Annotated in this window: 12 protein-coding genes and 4 tRNA genes; 15 read left to right on the plus strand and 1 reads right to left on the minus strand. The window is 50.9% G+C overall.

The window, feature by feature from the left end; translation table 11 throughout:
• Positions 1-371 precede the first annotated feature (371 nt).
• Complete coding sequence (gene murB / locus FVB43_RS24345; RefSeq protein WP_167864936.1) at positions 372-1,409, plus strand: UDP-N-acetylmuramate dehydrogenase; 1,038 nt, start codon at positions 372-374, stop codon at positions 1,407-1,409.
• Positions 1,406-2,368, plus strand: a complete 963-nt coding sequence (birA, locus tag FVB43_RS24350) for a bifunctional biotin--[acetyl-CoA-carboxylase] ligase/biotin operon repressor BirA (RefSeq protein ID WP_133847033.1) — start codon at positions 1,406-1,408, stop codon at positions 2,366-2,368. The genes murB and birA overlap by 4 nt, the downstream gene beginning before the upstream one ends.
• A 36-nt stretch (positions 2,369-2,404) precedes the next feature.
• Here the strand turns inward: birA and coaA are convergent, their stop codons facing one another.
• Positions 2,405-3,355: a type I pantothenate kinase gene (coaA, locus tag FVB43_RS24355; protein ID WP_133847034.1), complete on the minus strand. Its 951-nt coding sequence runs from the start codon at positions 3,353-3,355 to the stop codon at positions 2,405-2,407.
• Between the two features lie 487 nt (positions 3,356-3,842).
• Between coaA and FVB43_RS24360 the strand changes: the two genes are divergently transcribed.
• The 13 genes from FVB43_RS24360 (at position 3,843) to rpoC (ending at position 18,156) form a co-directional block, all read left to right on the plus strand.
• A tRNA-Thr gene (locus FVB43_RS24360) sits at positions 3,843-3,918 on the plus strand.
• 20 nt (positions 3,919-3,938) lie between these two features.
• Positions 3,939-4,023, plus strand: a tRNA-Tyr gene (locus FVB43_RS24365).
• A 211-nt stretch (positions 4,024-4,234) separates the two neighbouring features.
• Positions 4,235-4,309: transfer RNA gene (locus tag FVB43_RS24370), tRNA-Gly, on the plus strand.
• 6 nt (positions 4,310-4,315) lie between these two features.
• Positions 4,316-4,391: transfer RNA gene (locus tag FVB43_RS24375), tRNA-Thr, on the plus strand.
• A gap of 113 nt (positions 4,392-4,504) precedes the next feature.
• Positions 4,505-5,689 carry an elongation factor Tu gene (tuf, locus tag FVB43_RS24380; RefSeq protein WP_118664988.1) on the plus strand — a complete coding sequence of 395 codons (1,185 nt, stop codon included), beginning with the start codon at positions 4,505-4,507 and terminating at the stop codon, positions 5,687-5,689.
• A 270-nt stretch (positions 5,690-5,959) separates the two neighbouring features.
• Positions 5,960-6,343 carry a preprotein translocase subunit SecE gene (secE, locus tag FVB43_RS24385; RefSeq protein ID WP_133847003.1) on the plus strand — a complete coding sequence of 128 codons (384 nt, stop codon included), beginning with the start codon at positions 5,960-5,962 and terminating at the stop codon, positions 6,341-6,343.
• Between the two features lies 1 nt (position 6,344).
• Positions 6,345-6,890 carry a transcription termination/antitermination protein NusG gene (nusG, locus tag FVB43_RS24390; protein WP_062749168.1) on the plus strand — a complete coding sequence of 182 codons (546 nt, stop codon included), beginning with the start codon at positions 6,345-6,347 and terminating at the stop codon, positions 6,888-6,890.
• Between the two features lie 197 nt (positions 6,891-7,087).
• The gene (rplK, locus tag FVB43_RS24395) at positions 7,088-7,516 is read left to right on the plus strand and encodes a 50S ribosomal protein L11 (RefSeq protein WP_062749165.1); all 429 of its coding nucleotides are present in this window, start codon (positions 7,088-7,090) and stop codon (positions 7,514-7,516) included.
• A 3-nt stretch (positions 7,517-7,519) separates the two neighbouring features.
• Complete coding sequence (rplA, locus tag FVB43_RS24400) at positions 7,520-8,224, plus strand: 50S ribosomal protein L1 (protein WP_133847002.1); 705 nt, start codon at positions 7,520-7,522, stop codon at positions 8,222-8,224.
• A gap of 332 nt (positions 8,225-8,556) precedes the next feature.
• Positions 8,557-9,060: a 50S ribosomal protein L10 gene (rplJ, locus tag FVB43_RS24405; protein ID WP_133847001.1), complete on the plus strand. Its 504-nt coding sequence runs from the start codon at positions 8,557-8,559 to the stop codon at positions 9,058-9,060.
• 67 nt (positions 9,061-9,127) lie between these two features.
• Positions 9,128-9,493: a 50S ribosomal protein L7/L12 gene (rplL, locus tag FVB43_RS24410; protein ID WP_048914311.1), complete on the plus strand. Its 366-nt coding sequence runs from the start codon at positions 9,128-9,130 to the stop codon at positions 9,491-9,493.
• A 325-nt stretch (positions 9,494-9,818) separates the two neighbouring features.
• Positions 9,819-13,847, plus strand: coding sequence for a DNA-directed RNA polymerase subunit beta (rpoB, locus tag FVB43_RS24415; RefSeq protein ID WP_133847000.1), 4,029 nt, complete (start codon positions 9,819-9,821; stop codon positions 13,845-13,847).
• Positions 13,848-13,932: 85 nt separating this feature from the next.
• The gene (rpoC, locus tag FVB43_RS24420) at positions 13,933-18,156 is read left to right on the plus strand and encodes a DNA-directed RNA polymerase subunit beta' (RefSeq protein WP_133846999.1); all 4,224 of its coding nucleotides are present in this window, start codon (positions 13,933-13,935) and stop codon (positions 18,154-18,156) included.
• Positions 18,157-18,166 lie beyond the last annotated feature (10 nt).

An 18,166-nucleotide genomic window follows, 5' to 3' on the forward strand; every position in this document is an offset into this window, starting at 1 on the left:
TCAGAAGTGAAACGCCGTAGCGCCGATGGTAGTGTGGGGTCTCCCCATGCGAGAGTAGGGAACTGCCAGGCATCAAACGAAGAAAGAACCCCGACCGAAAGGCCGGGGTTTTTTTTCGTCTGCTATTTAGCTATAAAAGGTCAAGTTCTGACCGTTTCAACGCCAGATTTGTCTTTTCATCATCCATTTTTGCTGTATTTTTGTCGTTTATCTCTATTTTCCCGTCCTTGTTCGTGCATATTTCCAGCTCTATTCCTTAAATTCTGTTAATCAGAATCGATAGACATCCCTGTTCATGACCTGAAAATCCTCAACCCTCCAAAGGTGGATCGGGTACACTATCTGACAGTTAACTCTGTGAAGGCCGTATTATGTCCCGCCAGCAACATTCATTAAAATCCTGGAATACCTTCGGTCTTAACGCCTATGCCAGTCATATCAGCGTGGCCAATAGCGTTGAAGAACTTTGCCGGTGCTGGCAGCAGAGCACCCAACAAAATGAGCCTGTATTGCTGTTGGGTGAAGGCAGTAATGTGCTGTTTCTGGAAGATTTCTCCGGTCAGGTGATCATTAACCGTATCAAAGGCATCAACGTTGAAGAAACGAGTGATGCGTGGTGTCTTCACGTGGGTGCCGGAGAGAACTGGCATCAATTGGTGGAAACTACGCTGAAACAGAATCTCGCTGGTTTAGAAAACCTGGCGTTGATTCCCGGATGTGCGGGCTCCGCACCTATTCAAAATATTGGCGCTTATGGTGTCGAACTGGATCAGGTGTGTGAGTATGTGGACATCGTCAGCCTTGGTGATGGCATTTGCCAGCGGCTAACCGCTTCTGAGTGTCAGTTTGGCTATCGCGACAGTGTATTCAAACATCGCTACGCTGAAGGGTATGCCATCGTTGCAGTAGGGTTACGTCTGGCGAAACACTGGAAACCGGTGCTTAGCTATGGCGACCTGCGCAATCTTGATCCTGTAACGGTGACCCCACAGCAGGTTTTTGATGCCGTTTGCCATATGCGTCGTAGTAAGCTGCCTGATCCTAAAGTGACAGGAAATGCAGGGAGCTTCTTCAAAAATCCGCTGGTAAGCGCAGATCTTGCTGCGGCACTGCAAATAAAGTACCCGGATATTCCACAGTATCCCCAGGAGGGCGGAACCGTGAAGCTAGCCGCTGGCTGGTTGATCGATCAATGTGCTCTGAAAGGATTCCGCCTTGGCGGCGCTGCGGTGCATCAACAACAGGCACTGGTATTGATTAATGCTGAAGATGCCAGCGGGCAGGATATTGTCGATTTGGCCCGTACCGTGCGCCAGCGCGTGGCAGAAAAATTTAATGTGTGGTTGGAGCCGGAAGTCCGCTTTATTGCCGCTCAGGGTGAAACAGACGCTGTGGAGGTTATCGCATGAAAGATAACACCGTGCCTTTAAAACTGGTGAGTATTCTGGCCGACGGTGAGTTTCATTCCGGTGAGCATCTCGGTGAGCATTTAGGTATGAGCCGTGCTGCTATTAATAAACATATTCAGACGCTGAAAGAATGGGGTATTGATGTCTTCACTGTTACCGGCAAGGGCTATAGCCTCTCATCTCCGATGCAGCTGCTGAATGAAGAGGTCATTAATGCCCAGCTTGAGCAGGGACGTCTGGCCGTTATCCCGGTGATAGATTCAACTAATCAGTATTTGCTTGACCGTATGGACTCTCTACAGTCCGGTGATGCGTGTGTTGCTGAGTATCAGCAGGCAGGACGTGGAAGGCGCGGACGCCAGTGGTTTTCTCCCTTTGGTGCGAACCTCTATTTGTCGATGTACTGGCGCCTTGAACAAGGTCCTGCTGCTGCGATGGGGTTGAGCCTTGTCATTGGCATCGTGCTGGCAGAGGCATTACAGGAACAGGGAGCACCAGGTATTCGCGTTAAATGGCCTAATGATATCTATCTTGATGATCGTAAACTGGCAGGCATCCTCGTTGAACTGACGGGTAAAACAGGAGATGCTGCACAGATCGTGATTGGAGCCGGTATTAATCTGGCCATGCGTGCGCCAGGTGCTGATGTGATTAATCAGGGCTGGATTAATCTCCAGGAAGCGGATGTTAATGTCGACCGTAATGCACTCTCAGCACTGATAGTAAATAAAATGCGAACGGCACTGGCGGAGTTTGAACAGGAGGGGTTGGCACCCTTCGTGCAGCGCTGGGCACTTTTAGACAACTTCATTGACCGTCCGGTGAAACTGCTGATTGGTGATCGGGAGATCTTCGGAACGGCCAGAGGGATTGACCAGCAAGGGGGGTTAATTCTGGAACAGGATGGCGTCAGAAAATCCTGGGTTGGCGGTGAGATTTCGTTGCGACCGCAGAATTAAACCAGAGGGGGGGCAGTTCACTGCGCCCCCTCTTCGTTACTTTCTTAATCTGACGAGATCGACAGCATGATCGCTGCTTTTCGTCATAATCAGACTTGCTCGTTCACGCGTTGGCATGATGTTTTCTTTTAAATTCAAATAATTAATCTCTTTCCACAGTTGGGTTGCAATCCCTACCGCCTCTTCTTCTGGCAGTTGCGCATAATGGTGGAAATAAGAGTCTGGATCGGTAAAAGCACCCTGACGGAATTTCAGAAAACGGTTGATATACCACTGTTCCAGAAGTGCTTCTGGCGCATCGACATAAATTGAAAAATCCACAAAATCTGAAACGAAGACGTGATGAGGGTCGTGTGGATAGTCCATGCCACTCTGCAACACGTTCAAACCTTCAAGTATCAAAATATCCGGTTGCTGCACAATTTTGTCGCCCTCAGGAATCACATCATAAATCAGATGTGAATAGACCGGAGCGGTAACCTGCGAGGCACCCGACTTAAGATCGGAGACAAAGTTGACCAAACGGTGCATATCGTAAGAGAGCGGGAAGCCCTTCTTCTTCATCAAACCACGTTCTTTTAGCACCGCATTCGGGTGCAGGAAGCCATCAGTCGTAATTAGTTCGACTCGGCGGTGCTCTGGCCAGCGACTGAGTAGCGCCTGCAATACACGTGCTGTAGTGCTCTTACCGACTGCAACGCTGCCCGCAATACTGATGATATAAGGGATTTTTTGGCCATTGGTCCCGAGAAACTGCTCAAGTACCGCCTGACGTCGTAAATTAGAGCTAATATAGAAATTCAACAGACGAGACAACGGCAAATAAATCTCTGCCACTTCTTCCATGGAGAGATCTTCGTTAATGCCTTTAAGACGTGCAATTTCATCTTCGGATAGCGTCATTGGCACCGAATTACGCAGCGCAGCCCACTGACCACGATTGAAATGCAGATAAGGTGTCGTTAACAAGGCGTCTTTTTTTCTCATATGCGTGCTTCTGCCAGCAATTTTTTACCCTTCAATACGTTAGCCCATTAATGACAACATGTTCCGGTTGTTTACAGGCTTACGTACTAAGGGAAATTTCATAAAACAATTGTCGGAGGTTACCACCAGACAGGCATGAAGAAGAAGGAAAAAAGATAACGCACAGATGCAAACGCAGCCGCACCCGCATTAATGATATTTTTCTCTGGCAATTGAAAGCCAACCTGATTAAGCGCAAAAGCGATACCCCATTTTGTGTGGAAGGCGAAGTTTTGCACATTTAAGCGTATTGGTTTGATATTTTAGCCTCATACACTGAGTTCCCCTGCTGCTGAGGGGGAGAGAGGGTTGGTGTTTCTTTAAACGAAGTTTGTATGTAAATTCGCTAATTTGAGAAGATTTGCACAAATAGTGAGCATAAGAACAATTATCGCAATTTTTTTGTTGCATCCTCCCTCAGGTCTTCCTAGAATGCGCACCACTTGATGCCGGCTTAGCTCAGTTGGTAGAGCAACTGACTTGTAATCAGTAGGTCACCAGTTCGATTCCGGTAGCCGGCACCATCAAGTAACGAAATACCCCAGGTGGGGTTCCCGAGCGGCCAAAGGGAGCAGACTGTAAATCTGCCGTCATCGACTTCGAAGGTTCGAATCCTTCCCCCACCACCATTTCGACTCAGTGTTCAGGAGTTGAAACCGGAAGAGAGATAAAAGACTCAACCGGAAAGATGGCAACCTCCATAGGTTGTTCATCACGATTTCAGACTGAGCTCAAGCACAGTCAAAGTCATCAGGCAAACGCGTGATGGCTGAGCAACAAGGAAATCTTTTCTGAGTTGTTCAAAAGCTACAGACAGAACAGGTAGCCGAGTTCCAGGATGCGGGCATCGTATAATGGCTATTACCTCAGCCTTCCAAGCTGATGATGCGGGTTCGATTCCCGCTGCCCGCTCCAAGCCGTGCTGATATGGCTCAGTTGGTAGAGCGCACCCTTGGTAAGGGTGAGGTCCCCAGTTCGACTCTGGGTATCAGCACCACTTTCAAATCTCCCTCCCTGCTTCTTCTCTGTGCATTAAAATTCAACGATTCAGGCAATGCCTGGTTGATGTGGTGATATCACCGATTAATCCGTGTCTTAGAGGGACAAGCGATGTCTAAAGAAAAATTTGAACGTTCCAAACCGCACGTCAACGTWGGTACTATCGGCCACGTTGACCACGGYAAAACTACCCTGACTGCWGCTATCACCACCGTTCTGGCTAAAACCTACGGCGGTTCTGCTCGTGCRTTCGACCAGATCGATAACGCACCAGAAGAAAAAGCACGTGGTATCACCATCAACACTTCTCACGTTGAATATGACACCCCAACTCGCCACTACGCGCACGTTGACTGCCCAGGCCACGCCGACTATGTGAAAAACATGATCACCGGTGCTGCTCAGATGGATGGCGCGATTCTGGTTGTTGCTGCAACTGACGGCCCAATGCCTCAGACCCGTGAGCACATCCTGCTGGGTCGCCAGGTTGGCGTTCCATTCATGATCGTATTCATGAACAAATGCGACATGGTTGACGACGAAGAGCTGCTGGAGCTGGTTGAAATGGAAGTGCGTGAGCTGCTGTCTGCTTACGATTTCCCTGGCGACGACATCCCGGTTGTTCGTGGTTCTGCACTGAAAGCACTGCAGGGTGACGCTGAGTGGGAAGCTAAGATCATCGAACTGGCTGGTCACCTGGATAACTACATCCCAGAACCAGAGCGTGCGATTGATAAGCCATTCCTGCTGCCAATCGAAGACGTATTCTCCATCTCCGGCCGTGGTACTGTTGTTACCGGTCGTGTAGAGCGCGGTATTGTTAAAGTGGGTGAAGAAGTTGAGATCGTTGGTATCAAAGATACCGTGAAATCAACTTGTACCGGCGTTGAAATGTTCCGTAAGCTGCTGGACGAAGGCCGTGCGGGTGAGAACTGTGGTATCCTGCTGCGTGGTATCAAGCGCGAAGATATCCAGCGTGGACAGGTTCTGGCTAAGCCAGGTTCAATCAAGCCACACACCAAGTTCGAATCTGAAGTGTACATCCTGTCCAAGGATGAAGGCGGCCGTCATACTCCGTTCTTCAAAGGCTACCGTCCACAGTTCTACTTCCGTACAACTGACGTGACCGGTACCATCGAACTGCCAGAAGGCGTTGAGATGGTTATGCCAGGCGACAACATTCAGATGGTTGTTACCCTGATCCACCCAATCGCAATGGACGACGGTCTGCGTTTCGCAATCCGTGAAGGTGGTCGTACTGTTGGCGCGGGTGTTGTTGCTAAAGTTATCGCTTAATCGCTGATAATATTTGACGCAACGCACAGGAAAAGGGCATCATTTGATGCCCTTTTTGCACGCTGTAACATAGAACCTGACTCATCAGTGATTTTTTCGACCATAATCATTGCTGAGGCAGGCTCTGTAGCACGGCGTTAAAGCCAATAGTTTTCAAGCTACGGCTTGGAATTAAAGGATATGCCGAGTTACGCCTAACAGCATCATTCGGTTCGGTTGCCTCGTCTGACGAGGCAAAAGTGTTTCTGATTTATTGTGGCAGGTTGGTTTATGAGTGCTAATACCGAAGCTCAAGGAAACGGGCGCGGCCTGGAAGTATTGAAGTGGTTAGGTGTCGTGGTGCTTTTGGTCGCCGCTGTCGCCGGTAACTCCTATTATCGCGATGTAACATTACCTCTGCGCGCCCTTGCTGTCGTGGTCCTGATGGTAGCAGCAGCTGGCATTGCTCTGTGGACCACCAAAGGTAAAGCAACGTTGGCTTTTGCCCGTGAAGCGCGCACTGAAGTTCGTAAGGTCATCTGGCCTACTCGTCAGGAAACGTTGCACACCACGTTAATCGTTGCCGCGGTAACTGCCGTGATGTCACTGATTTTGTGGGGACTGGATGGAATTCTGGTTCGTCTGGTATCGTTTATCACTGGCCTGAGGTTCTGAGATGTCTGAAGCTCCAAAAAAGCGCTGGTACGTCGTTCAGGCGTTTTCCGGTTTTGAAGGCCGTGTAGCACAATCGCTGCGCGAGCATATCAAGTTACACAACATGGAAGAGCTGTTTGGCGATGTCATGGTTCCAACCGAAGAAGTGGTTGAGATCCGTGGTGGCCAGCGTCGTAAAAGCGAGCGCAAGTTCTTCCCAGGTTACGTGCTGGTCCAAATGGTGATGAATGATGCCAGCTGGCACCTGGTGCGCAGCGTGCCGCGTGTTATGGGCTTCATTGGTGGTACCTCTGACCGCCCGGCGCCGATTAGCGACAAAGAAGTTGATGCTATCATGAACCGCTTGCAGCAAGCGGGTGATAAACCACGTCCGAAAACTATGTTTGAGCCAGGTGAAATGGTGCGCGTAAGCGATGGTCCATTTGCTGACTTTAATGGCGTGGTGGAAGAAGTCGACTATGAGAAAAGCCGCCTGAAAGTTTCTGTATCCATCTTTGGCCGTGCAACACCGGTTGAGCTGGACTTCGGTCAGGTTGAGAAGGGTTAATTACCTTTCTTAAAGACGCCCCTGCTTTTGTTGCGGGGCGCATGAAAAATACACAATCACTGTGATCTAGTGGTTGCGAGAGGCGCGAAATTGCACTACAATTTCGCGCCTTTTGTTTTTATGCGCTGTTCTCAGCGTGTGAATATTAATCACGGGGAGCTCCTTCAGGAGCGTTATCACCCAATAGAGGAATTATCATGGCTAAGAAAGTACAAGCCTACGTTAAGTTGCAGGTTGCAGCTGGTATGGCAAACCCAAGTCCACCGGTAGGTCCGGCACTGGGCCAGCAGGGCGTTAACATCATGGAGTTCTGTAAAGCGTTCAACGCCAAAACAGAATCCCTGGAGAAAGGTCTTCCAACGCCAGTTGTGATCACCGTTTACTCTGACCGTTCTTTCACCTTCGTTACCAAAACCCCTCCTGCAGCAGTACTGCTGAAGAAAGCGGCTGGTATTAAGTCTGGTTCTGGCAAGCCGAACAAAGACAAAGTAGGTAAAGTATCGCGTGCTCAGGTACGTGAAATCGCAGAAACCAAAGCTGCGGACATGACTGGTGCTGACCTGGAAGCGATGACTCGCTCCATCGAAGGTACTGCTCGTTCCATGGGCCTGGTAGTAGAGGACTAAGAAATGGCTAAGCTGACCAAGCGCATGCGCGTGATCCGTGACAAAGTTGATTCAACTAAACAGTATGACATCAACGAAGCTGTTGCTCTGCTGAAGGAACTGGCTACTGCTAAGTTCGTAGAAAGCGTTGACGTAGCTGTAAACCTGGGCATTGATGCTCGTAAATCTGACCAGAACGTTCGCGGTGCAACTGTACTGCCACACGGTACTGGCCGTTCTGTTCGCGTTGCCGTATTTGCCCAGGGCGCAAACGCTGAAGCTGCTAAAGCAGCCGGCGCTGAGCTGGTAGGTATGGAAGATCTGGCTGACCAGATCAAAAAAGGCGAAATGAACTTCGACGTTGTTATCGCATCTCCTGATGCAATGCGCGTTGTTGGCCAGTTGGGTCAGGTTCTGGGCCCACGCGGTCTGATGCCAAACCCGAAAGTTGGTACTGTAACTCCTAACGTTGCTGAAGCAGTGAAAAATGCTAAAGCAGGTCAGGTTCGTTACCGTAACGACAAGAACGGTATCATCCATACCACTATCGGTAAGGTTGATTTCGATTCTGAAAAACTGAAAGAAAACCTGGAACACCTGCTGGTTGCGCTGAAAAAAGCAAAACCATCTCAGGCGAAAGGCGTTTTCATTAAGAAAGTTAGCCTGTCCACCACTATGGGCGCAGGCGTTGCAGTTGATCAGGCTGGCCTGAACGCTGCTGCAAACTAATCTTGTGCTTTACGCGGGCGAATTATTCATCTAGAATCTTACGCCCGTTGTTCTGTAAATATACAGAACCCGGAATTCAGCCATTCGTGGCGACATATTCCAAGAATTTTTAGGTTGGAGCCTGGCCTTATCCAGGCCTCCGTCCAAGACCGCAGGTGTTTCGTAAGAAACTTAATCTCCTGCGTAGACGGTGACAGAACCAAAAGAATATTTTTATAGTCTTTGCTGGATTCTGCTCACCGTGATTTAGCGCCTGTCTGTGGCAACACTGTTCAGGCGAAGTGAGTTCCGGGGAAATCCATCCCCGGCCAAAAATCCAGGAGCACAAGCTAATGGCCTTAAATCTTCAAGACAAACAAGCGATTGTTGCTGAAGTCAGCGAAGTAGCCAAAGGCGCGCTGTCTGCGGTAGTTGCGGATTCTCGTGGCGTTACCGTAGATAAAATGACCGAACTGCGTAAAGCAGGACGTGCAGCTGGCGTTTACATGCGTGTTGTTCGTAACACCTTGCTGCGCCGCGTCGTTGAAGGTACTCAGTTTGAGTGCCTGAAAGACACGTTTACCGGTCCTACCTTGATTGCATACTCTATGGAACACCCGGGCGCTGCTGCTCGTCTGTTCAAAGAGTTCGCGAAAGCGAATGCAAAATTCGAGGTTAAAGCTGCAGCCTTTGAAGGCGAGCTGATCAGTGCGGCTCAGATCGACCGCCTGGCAACTCTGCCTACCTACGATGAAGCAATCGCACGCCTGATGGCAACCATGAAAGAAGCCTCTGCTGGCAAACTGGTTCGCACTCTGGCTGCTGTACGCGATCAGAAAGAAGCTGCTGCTGCTTAATCAGCCAGCCTTTCTTTTCCGTTCACTTGCTTACGTATAAATTACTTTCTGAATTTAGGAACACGAAATGTCAATCACTAAAGACCAAATCATTGAAGGCGTTGCAGCTCTGTCTGTAATGGAAATCGTTGAACTGATCTCCGCTATGGAAGAGAAATTCGGCGTGTCAGCTGCTGCTGCTGTTGCAGGTCCTGCTGCTGCTGCTGAAGCTGTAGAAGAAAAAACCGAGTTCGACGTTGTACTGAAAGCTATCGGCGCTAACAAAGTTGCCGTGATCAAAGCAGTACGTGGCGCAACTGGTCTGGGCCTGAAAGAAGCTAAAGATCTGGTTGAGTCTGCACCTGCTGCCCTGAAAGAAGGCATCAGCAAAGACGACGCAGAAGCACTGAAGAAAGCACTGGAAGAAGCTGGCGCAGAAGTTGAAGTTAAATAAGCCAACCTTTCAGGTTGCAGCCTAGTCTTTTAGGCTGATGGCTGGTGACTTTTTGGTCACCAGCCTTTTTGCGCTCTACAGCGTCAATGATATTTCACACTGTTTAGTCATTGATTAGCTTAATATCTTTCTCTATCGACGACTTAATATACTGCATTCCTGACTGGGTTCCCTGCTCAGACACTTGCAGCGAAATGATTTAAGCGTGATAGAAAGAGGTATTACGAAAAGCACTCTGCTTTTCGAACAACACAAAACAGCGTTGCATGAACTGTCCTCCTGGATGGACAGCGAGGTTCTACATTTCAGCGAGCTGAGGAACCCTATGGTTTACTCCTATACCGAGAAAAAACGTATTCGTAAGGATTTTGGAAAGCGTCCACAAGTTCTGGACATTCCATATCTCCTTTCTATCCAGCTTGACTCGTTTCAGAAGTTCATCGAGCAAGATCCGGAAGGTCAATATGGTCTGGAAGCAGCATTCCGTTCCGTATTCCCAATCCAAAGCTATAGCGGTAATTCTGAGCTGCAGTACGTCAGCTACCGTTTAGGCGAACCTGTATTTGATGTTAAAGAGTGTCAGATTCGTGGTGTCACGTACTCTGCACCTCTGCGCGTAAAACTGCGCCTGGTGATCTACGAGCGCGAAGCGCCGGAAGGCACCGTTAAAGACATCAAAGAACAAGAAGTTTACATGGGTGAAATTCCACTCATGACCGATAACGGTACCTTTGTGATCAACGGTACTGAGCGTGTTATCGTTTCTCAGCTCCACCGTAGTCCTGGTGTCTTCTTCGACAGCGATAAGGGTAAAACCCACTCATCGGGTAAAGTGCTGTATAACGCACGTATTATCCCTTACCGCGGTTCATGGTTGGACTTCGAGTTCGACCCGAAAGACAACCTGTTCGTCCGTATTGACCGTCGCCGTAAACTGCCTGCGACCATCATTCTGCGTGCGCTGAATTATACTACTCAGCAGATCCTGGATCTGTTCTTCGAAAAAGTAGTGTACGAAATTCGCGACAACAAGCTGCAGATGGAGCTGGTCCCAGAGCGCCTGCGTGGTGAAACTGCGTCATTCGATATTGAATCGAACGGCACCGTTTACGTCGAAAAAGGTCGCCGTATTACTGCGCGCCATATTCGCCAGCTTGAGAAAGATGCCATTGCACACATCGAAGTTCCGGTTGAGTACATTGCCGGTAAAGTAGTCGCTAAAGACTACATCGATGAGAGCACTGGTGAACTGCTGATCGCGGCGAACATGGAGTTGTCACTGGATCTGCTGGCGAAACTGAGCCAGTCCGGTCACAAGCGCATCGAAACACTGTTCACCAACGACCTGGATCACGGTGCGTACATGTCTGAGACTGTACGTGTCGACCCAACCAGCGATCGCCTTAGCGCTCTGGTTGAGATCTACCGCATGATGCGTCCTGGTGAGCCACCAACGCGTGAAGCGGCTGAAAACCTGTTCGAGAACCTGTTCTTCTCTGAAGACCGCTACGATTTGTCTGCGGTTGGCCGTATGAAGTTCAACCGTTCTCTGCTGCGTGACGAGATCGAAGGTTCCGGTATCCTGAGCAAAGACGACATCATTCAGGTGATGAAGAAGCTCATCGGTATCCGTAACGGTATTGGCGAAGTGGATGATATCGACCACCTCGGCAACCGTCGTATCCGTTCCGTCGGCGAAATGGCTGAAAACCAGTTCCGTGTTGGCCTCGTGCGCGTAGAGCGTGCGGTGAAAGAGCGTCTGTCCCTGGGCGATCTGGATACCCTGATGCCACAGGACATGATCAACGCCAAGCCAATTTCAGCGGCAGTGAAAGAGTTCTTCGGTTCCAGCCAGCTGTCACAGTTTATGGACCAGAACAACCCGTTGTCAGAGATCACGCATAAGCGTCGTATTTCTGCACTGGGCCCGGGCGGTCTGACGCGTGAGCGTGCAGGCTTCGAAGTTCGAGACGTACACCCGACTCACTACGGTCGCGTATGTCCAATCGAAACGCCGGAAGGTCCAAACATCGGTCTGATCAACTCCTTGTCTGTTTATGCACAGACCAATGAGTATGGTTTCCTGGAAACCCCATACCGTCGCGTTCGCGAAGGCGTGGTGACCGACGAAATTCATTACCTCTCTGCTATTGAAGAGGGTAACTACGTTATCGCTCAGGCGAACACCAACCTCGACGACGAAGGTCACTTCGTAGACGATCTGGTGACCTGCCGTAGCAAAGGCGAATCGAGCCTCTTCAACCGTGACCAGGTTGACTACATGGACGTTTCCACCCAGCAGGTGGTTTCCGTCGGTGCGTCACTGATCCCGTTCCTGGAGCACGATGACGCCAACCGCGCATTGATGGGTGCAAACATGCAACGTCAGGCGGTTCCAACTCTGCGTGCTGATAAGCCGCTGGTTGGTACTGGTATGGAACGCGCGGTAGCGGTCGACTCCGGTGTTACTGCCGTAGCGAAACGTGGTGGTACGGTTCAGTACGTGGATGCATCACGTATCGTTATTAAAGTTAACGAAGACGAAATGCATTCTGGCGAAGCCGGTATCGACATTTACAACCTGACCAAATACACCCGTTCTAACCAGAACACCTGCATCAACCAGATGCCTTGCGTGAACCTGGGTGAACCAATTGAACGTGGTGATGTGCTGGCTGATGGTCCTTCAACCGACCTCGGTGAATTGGCACTGGGTCAGAACATGCGCGTCGCGTTCATGCCGTGGAACGGCTATAACTTCGAAGACTCCATCTTAGTCTCCGAGCGTGTGGTACAGGAAGATCGCTTCACCACTATCCACATCCAGGAACTGGCATGTGTGTCTCGCGACACCAAGCTGGGGCCAGAAGAGATCACTGCCGACATCCCTAACGTGGGTGAAGCTGCGCTCTCTAAACTGGATGAGTCCGGTATCGTGTACATCGGTGCGGAAGTGACTGGCGGTGACATTCTGGTTGGTAAGGTAACGCCGAAAGGTGAAACCCAGCTGACGCCAGAAGAGAAACTGCTGCGTGCAATCTTCGGTGAGAAAGCGTCTGACGTTAAAGATTCTTCTCTGCGTGTACCAAACGGCGTGTCTGGCACCATCATCGACGTTCAGGTCTTCACCCGCGATGGCGTGGAAAAAGACAAACGTGCGCTGGAAATCGAAGAGATGCAGCTGAAGCAGGCGAAGAAAGACCTGTCTGAAGAACTGCAAATCCTCGAAGCTGGCCTGTTCAGCCGTATTAACTACCTGCTGGTTGCTGGCGGTGTTGAAGCGGAAAAACTGGACAAGCTGCCACGCGAGCGCTGGCTGGAACTGGGCCTGACCGACGAAGAAAAGCAAAACCAGCTGGAACAGTTGGCCGAGCAGTACGACGAGCTGAAGCACGAGTTTGAGAAAAAACTTGAAGCTAAGCGCCGCAAAATCACTCAGGGCGATGACCTGGCACCTGGCGTGCTGAAAATCGTTAAAGTGTATCTGGCCGTTAAACGTCAGATCCAGCCTGGTGACAAAATGGCAGGTCGTCACGGGAACAAAGGTGTTATCTCCAAGATCAACCCGATCGAAGATATGCCATACGATGAGTTCGGTACGCCGGTCGACATCGTTCTGAACCCGCTGGGCGTTCCATCACGTATGAACATTGGTCAGATTCTTGAAACCCACCTGGGTATGGCTGCGAAGGGCATTGGCGAGAAAATTAACGCTATGCTTAAGAAGCAGGAAGAAGTGTCCAAGCTGCGTGAGTTTATTCAGCGTGCTTACGATCTGGGCAGCGATTTGCGCCAGAAAGTTGACCTGAACACGTTCACCGACGACGAAGTGCTGCGTCTGGCAGAGAACCTGAAAAAAGGTATGCCAATCGCAACACCGGTGTTTGACGGCGCGAAAGAAAGCGAAATCAAAGAGCTGTTACAGCTCGGCGGCCTGCCTTCTTCTGGTCAGATTACGCTGTTTGATGGTCGTACCGGTGAGCAGTTCGAACGTCAGGTTACCGTTGGCTACATGTACATGCTGAAGCTGAACCACTTGGTTGATGACAAAATGCATGCGCGTTCTACCGGTTCTTACAGCCTCGTTACTCAGCAGCCGCTGGGTGGTAAGGCGCAGTTCGGTGGTCAGCGCTTCGGTGAGATGGAAGTATGGGCACTGGAAGCATACGGTGCCGCTTATACCCTGCAGGAAATGCTGACCGTGAAGTCTGATGACGTGAACGGCCGTACCAAGATGTATAAAAACATCGTTGACGGCAATCATCAGATGGAACCGGGCATGCCGGAATCCTTCAACGTACTGTTGAAAGAGATCCGCTCGCTGGGTATTAACATCGAGCTGGAAGACGAGTAATAACTCGCATCTGCTGTACTGGTTACAGGGCGCCCGGGTCACTCCGGGCGTCTCTGAGAAGTCTCACTCCGACGGGAGCTAATCCGTGAAAGACTTACTTAAGTTTCTGAAAGCGCAAACTAAGACCGAAGAGTTTGATGCGATCAAGATCGCTCTGGCATCGCCAGATATGATCCGTTCATGGTCTTTTGGCGAAGTTAAAAAGCCGGAAACCATCAACTACCGTACGTTCAAACCTGAACGTGACGGGCTTTTCTGTGCGCGTATTTTCGGGCCAGTAAAAGACTACGAGTGCCTGTGCGGTAAGTACAAGCGCTTGAAACATCGCGGTGTGATCTGTGAGAAGTGTGGCGTTGAAGTTACACAGACCAAAGTTCGCCGTGAGCGCATGGGCCACATTGAGCTGGCTTCGCCTACTGCGCACATCTGGTTCCTGAAATCGCTGCCTTCGCGCATCGGTTTACTGCTGGATATGCCACTGCGTGATATCGAACGTGTTCTTTACTTCGAATCTTACGTAGTGATTGAAGGCGGCATGACCAACCTCGAAAAGCGCCAGATCCTGACTGAAGAGCAGTATCTCGACGCGCTGGAAGAGTTTGGTGACGAATTCGACGCTAAAATGGGTGCGGAAGCGATCCAGGCTCTGTTGAAAAACATGGACCTGGAACAAGAGTGTGAAACTCTGCGTGAAGAGTTGAACGAAACGAACTCCGAAACCAAGCGTAAAAAACTGACCAAGCGCATCAAGCTGCTGGAAGCGTTCGTACAGTCTGGTAACAAACCAGAATGGATGATCCTGACCGTGCTGCCTGTTCTGCCACCGGACCTGCGTCCTCTGGTACCGCTGGACGGCGGTCGTTTCGCTACGTCGGATCTGAACGATCTGTATCGTCGCGTGATTAACCGTAACAACCGTCTGAAACGCCTGCTGGATCTGGCTGCGCCAGATATCATCGTACGTAACGAAAAACGTATGTTGCAGGAAGCGGTCGATGCGTTGCTGGATAACGGCCGTCGCGGTCGTGCGATCACCGGTTCTAACAAACGTCCTCTGAAATCTTTGGCCGATATGATCAAAGGTAAGCAGGGTCGTTTCCGTCAGAACTTGCTGGGTAAACGTGTCGACTACTCTGGTCGTTCGGTTATCACTGTAGGTCCATACCTGCGTCTGCATCAGTGTGGTCTGCCGAAGAAAATGGCACTGGAGCTGTTCAAACCGTTTATCTACGGCAAGCTGGAACTGCGTGGTCTTGCTACCACCATCAAAGCCGCTAAGAAAATGGTTGAGCGCGAAGAATCCGTCGTCTGGGATATCCTGGATGAAGTGATCCGCGAACACCCGGTCCTGCTGAACCGTGCACCAACTCTGCACCGTCTGGGCATCCAGGCGTTTGAGCCAGTTCTGATCGAAGGTAAAGCGATTCAGCTTCACCCGCTGGTCTGTGCGGCATACAACGCCGACTTCGATGGTGACCAGATGGCAGTACACGTACCGCTGACGCTGGAAGCTCAGCTGGAAGCGCGTGCGCTGATGATGTCTACCAACAACATCCTGTCACCTGCGAACGGCGAGCCAATCATCGTTCCTTCTCAGGACGTTGTACTGGGTCTGTACTACATGACCCGCGACTGTGTTAACGCCAAAGGCGAAGGCATGGTGCTGACTGGCCCGAAAGAAGCTGAGCGTGTTTACCGCTCTGGCCATGCGTCTCTGCACGCTCGCGTTAAGGTGCGTATCACCGAACACGAGAAAAACGAGCAGGATGAGTGGGTTGCTAAAACCAGCATCATCGACACCACCATTGGTCGTGCGATCCTGTGGATGATCGTACCAAAAGGTCTGCCTTACTCTATCGTCAACCAGGCGTTGGGTAAAAAAGCGATCTCCAAGATGCTGAACACCTGTTACCGCATCCTGGGTCTGAAACCAACGGTTATCTTTGCTGACCAGACCATGTACACCGGCTTTGCCTATGCAGCACGCTCAGGCGCGTCTGTGGGCATCGACGACATGGTTATCCCGGCTAAGAAAGTGGAAATCATCACCGAAGCGGAAGCGGAAGTGGCTGAGATTCAGCAGCAGTTCCAGTCTGGTCTGGTTACCGCTGGCGAACGCTATAACAAAGTGATCGATATTTGGGCTGCGGCCAACGAACGCGTTGCTAAAGCGATGATGGAAAACCTCTCTACCGAACTCGTGATCAACCGCGATGGCGTGGAAGAGCGTCAGGTTTCCTTCAACAGCATCTTTATGATGGCCGACTCCGGTGCTCGTGGTTCTGCAGCGCAGATTCGTCAGCTGGCCGGTATGCGTGGTCTGATGGCTAAGCCAGATGGCTCCATCATCGAAACGCCGATCACCGCGAACTTCCGTGAAGGTCTGAACGTACTCCAGTACTTCATCTCCACGCACGGTGCGCGTAAAGGTCTTGCGGATACCGCACTGAAAACAGCTAACTCCGGTTATCTGACTCGTCGTCTGGTTGACGTCGCGCAGGATCTGGTTGTGACTGAAGATGACTGTGGTACACGCGAAGGTATCATGATGACTCCGGTCATCGAAGGTGGTGATGTTAAAGAGCCGCTGCGTGAGCGTGTACTGGGTCGTGTGACCGCAGAAGACGTGATCAAGCCAGGTACTGCTGACATCCTGCTGCCGCGTAACACTCTGCTGCACGAACAGCAGTGTGACCTGTTGGAAGAACACTCTGTTGACAGCCTGAAAGTGCGTTCCGTAGTAAGCTGCGAAACTGACTTCGGTGTGTGTGCTCACTGCTATGGTCGCGACCTGGCACGTGGTCACATCATCAACAAAGGTGAGGCCATCGGCGTTATCGCAGCACAGTCCATCGGTGAGCCGGGTACACAGCTGACGATGCGTACGTTCCACATCGGTGGTGCGGCATCTCGTGCGGCTGCTGAATCCAGCATTCAGGTGAAGAACAAAGGTACGCTGAAACTGATCAACGCCAAGTCGGTAACGAACTCCGCTGGCAAGCTGGTGATCACCTCGCGTAACGTTGAACTGAAAATGATCGACGAATTTGGTCGTACCAAAGAGAGCTATAAAGTTCCTTACGGTTCAACCATGGCGAAAGGTGACGGCGAGCAGGTTGCAGCGGGCGAGACCGTAGCAAACTGGGATCCACACACCATGCCGGTCATCACCGAAGTGAGCGGTTTCATTCGCTTCACTGACATGATTGACGGTCAGACCATTACCCGCCAGACGGACGACCTGACCGGTCTTTCTTCTCTGGTGATTCTGGACAGTGCTGAACGTACTGCCGGTGGTAAAGATCTGCGTCCAGCGCTGAAAATCGTTGATGCTAACGGCAATGACGTCATGATCCCTGGCTCTGATATGCCTGCCCAGTACTTCTTACCGGGTAAAGCAATCGTCCAGTTGGAAGATGGCATCAAGATCAGTTCTGGTGACACCCTGGCGCGTGTACCTCAGGAATCTGGCGGTACCAAGGACATCACCGGTGGTCTGCCACGCGTTGCTGACCTGTTCGAAGCCCGTCGTCCGAAAGAGCCGGCAATCCTGGCTGAGATCAGCGGCATCATTTCCTTCGGTAAAGAAACCAAAGGGAAGCGTCGTCTGGTGATCACGCCGATCGACGGTAGCGATCATTACGAAGAGATGATTCCGAAATGGCGTCAGCTGAACGTGTTCGAAGGTGAACGCGTAGAGCGCGGTGACGTGGTTTCCGATGGCCCAGAATCTCCACATGACATTCTGCGTCTGCGTGGCGTGCATGCGGTGACCCGTTATATCACTAACGAAGTGCAGGAAGTTTACCGTCTGCAAGGCGTTAAGATTAACGATAAGCACATCGAAGTCATCGTTCGTCAGATGCTGCGTAAAGCAACCATCTCAAGCGCGGGAAGCACTGACTTCCTCGACGGCGAGCAGGTTGAGTTCTCACGCGTTAAGATCGCTAACCGCGAACTGGAAGCTAACGGCAAGATCTCTGCAACATTTGCACGCGATCTGCTGGGTATCACCAAAGCTTCCCTGGCAACCGAGTCGTTTATCTCTGCGGCTTCGTTCCAGGAAACCACGCGCGTACTGACCGAAGCAGCCGTTGCGGGCAAACGCGACGAACTGCGCGGCCTGAAAGAGAACGTTATCGTTGGCCGTCTGATTCCAGCCGGTACCGGTTACGCGTATCATCAGGATCGTATGCGTCGTAAAGCCGCGGGCGAAGCGCCAATCGTGCCAGTAGTGACTGCCGATGAAGCCTCTGCCAGCCTGGCTGAACTGCTTAACGCAGGAAACCTGGGCGGTAATGACGATTAATCGTCAACGG

It is taken from the genome of Erwinia rhapontici, assembly GCF_012271765.1.
GTDB classification, from domain to species: Bacteria; Pseudomonadota; Gammaproteobacteria; order Enterobacterales; family Enterobacteriaceae; genus Erwinia; species Erwinia rhapontici.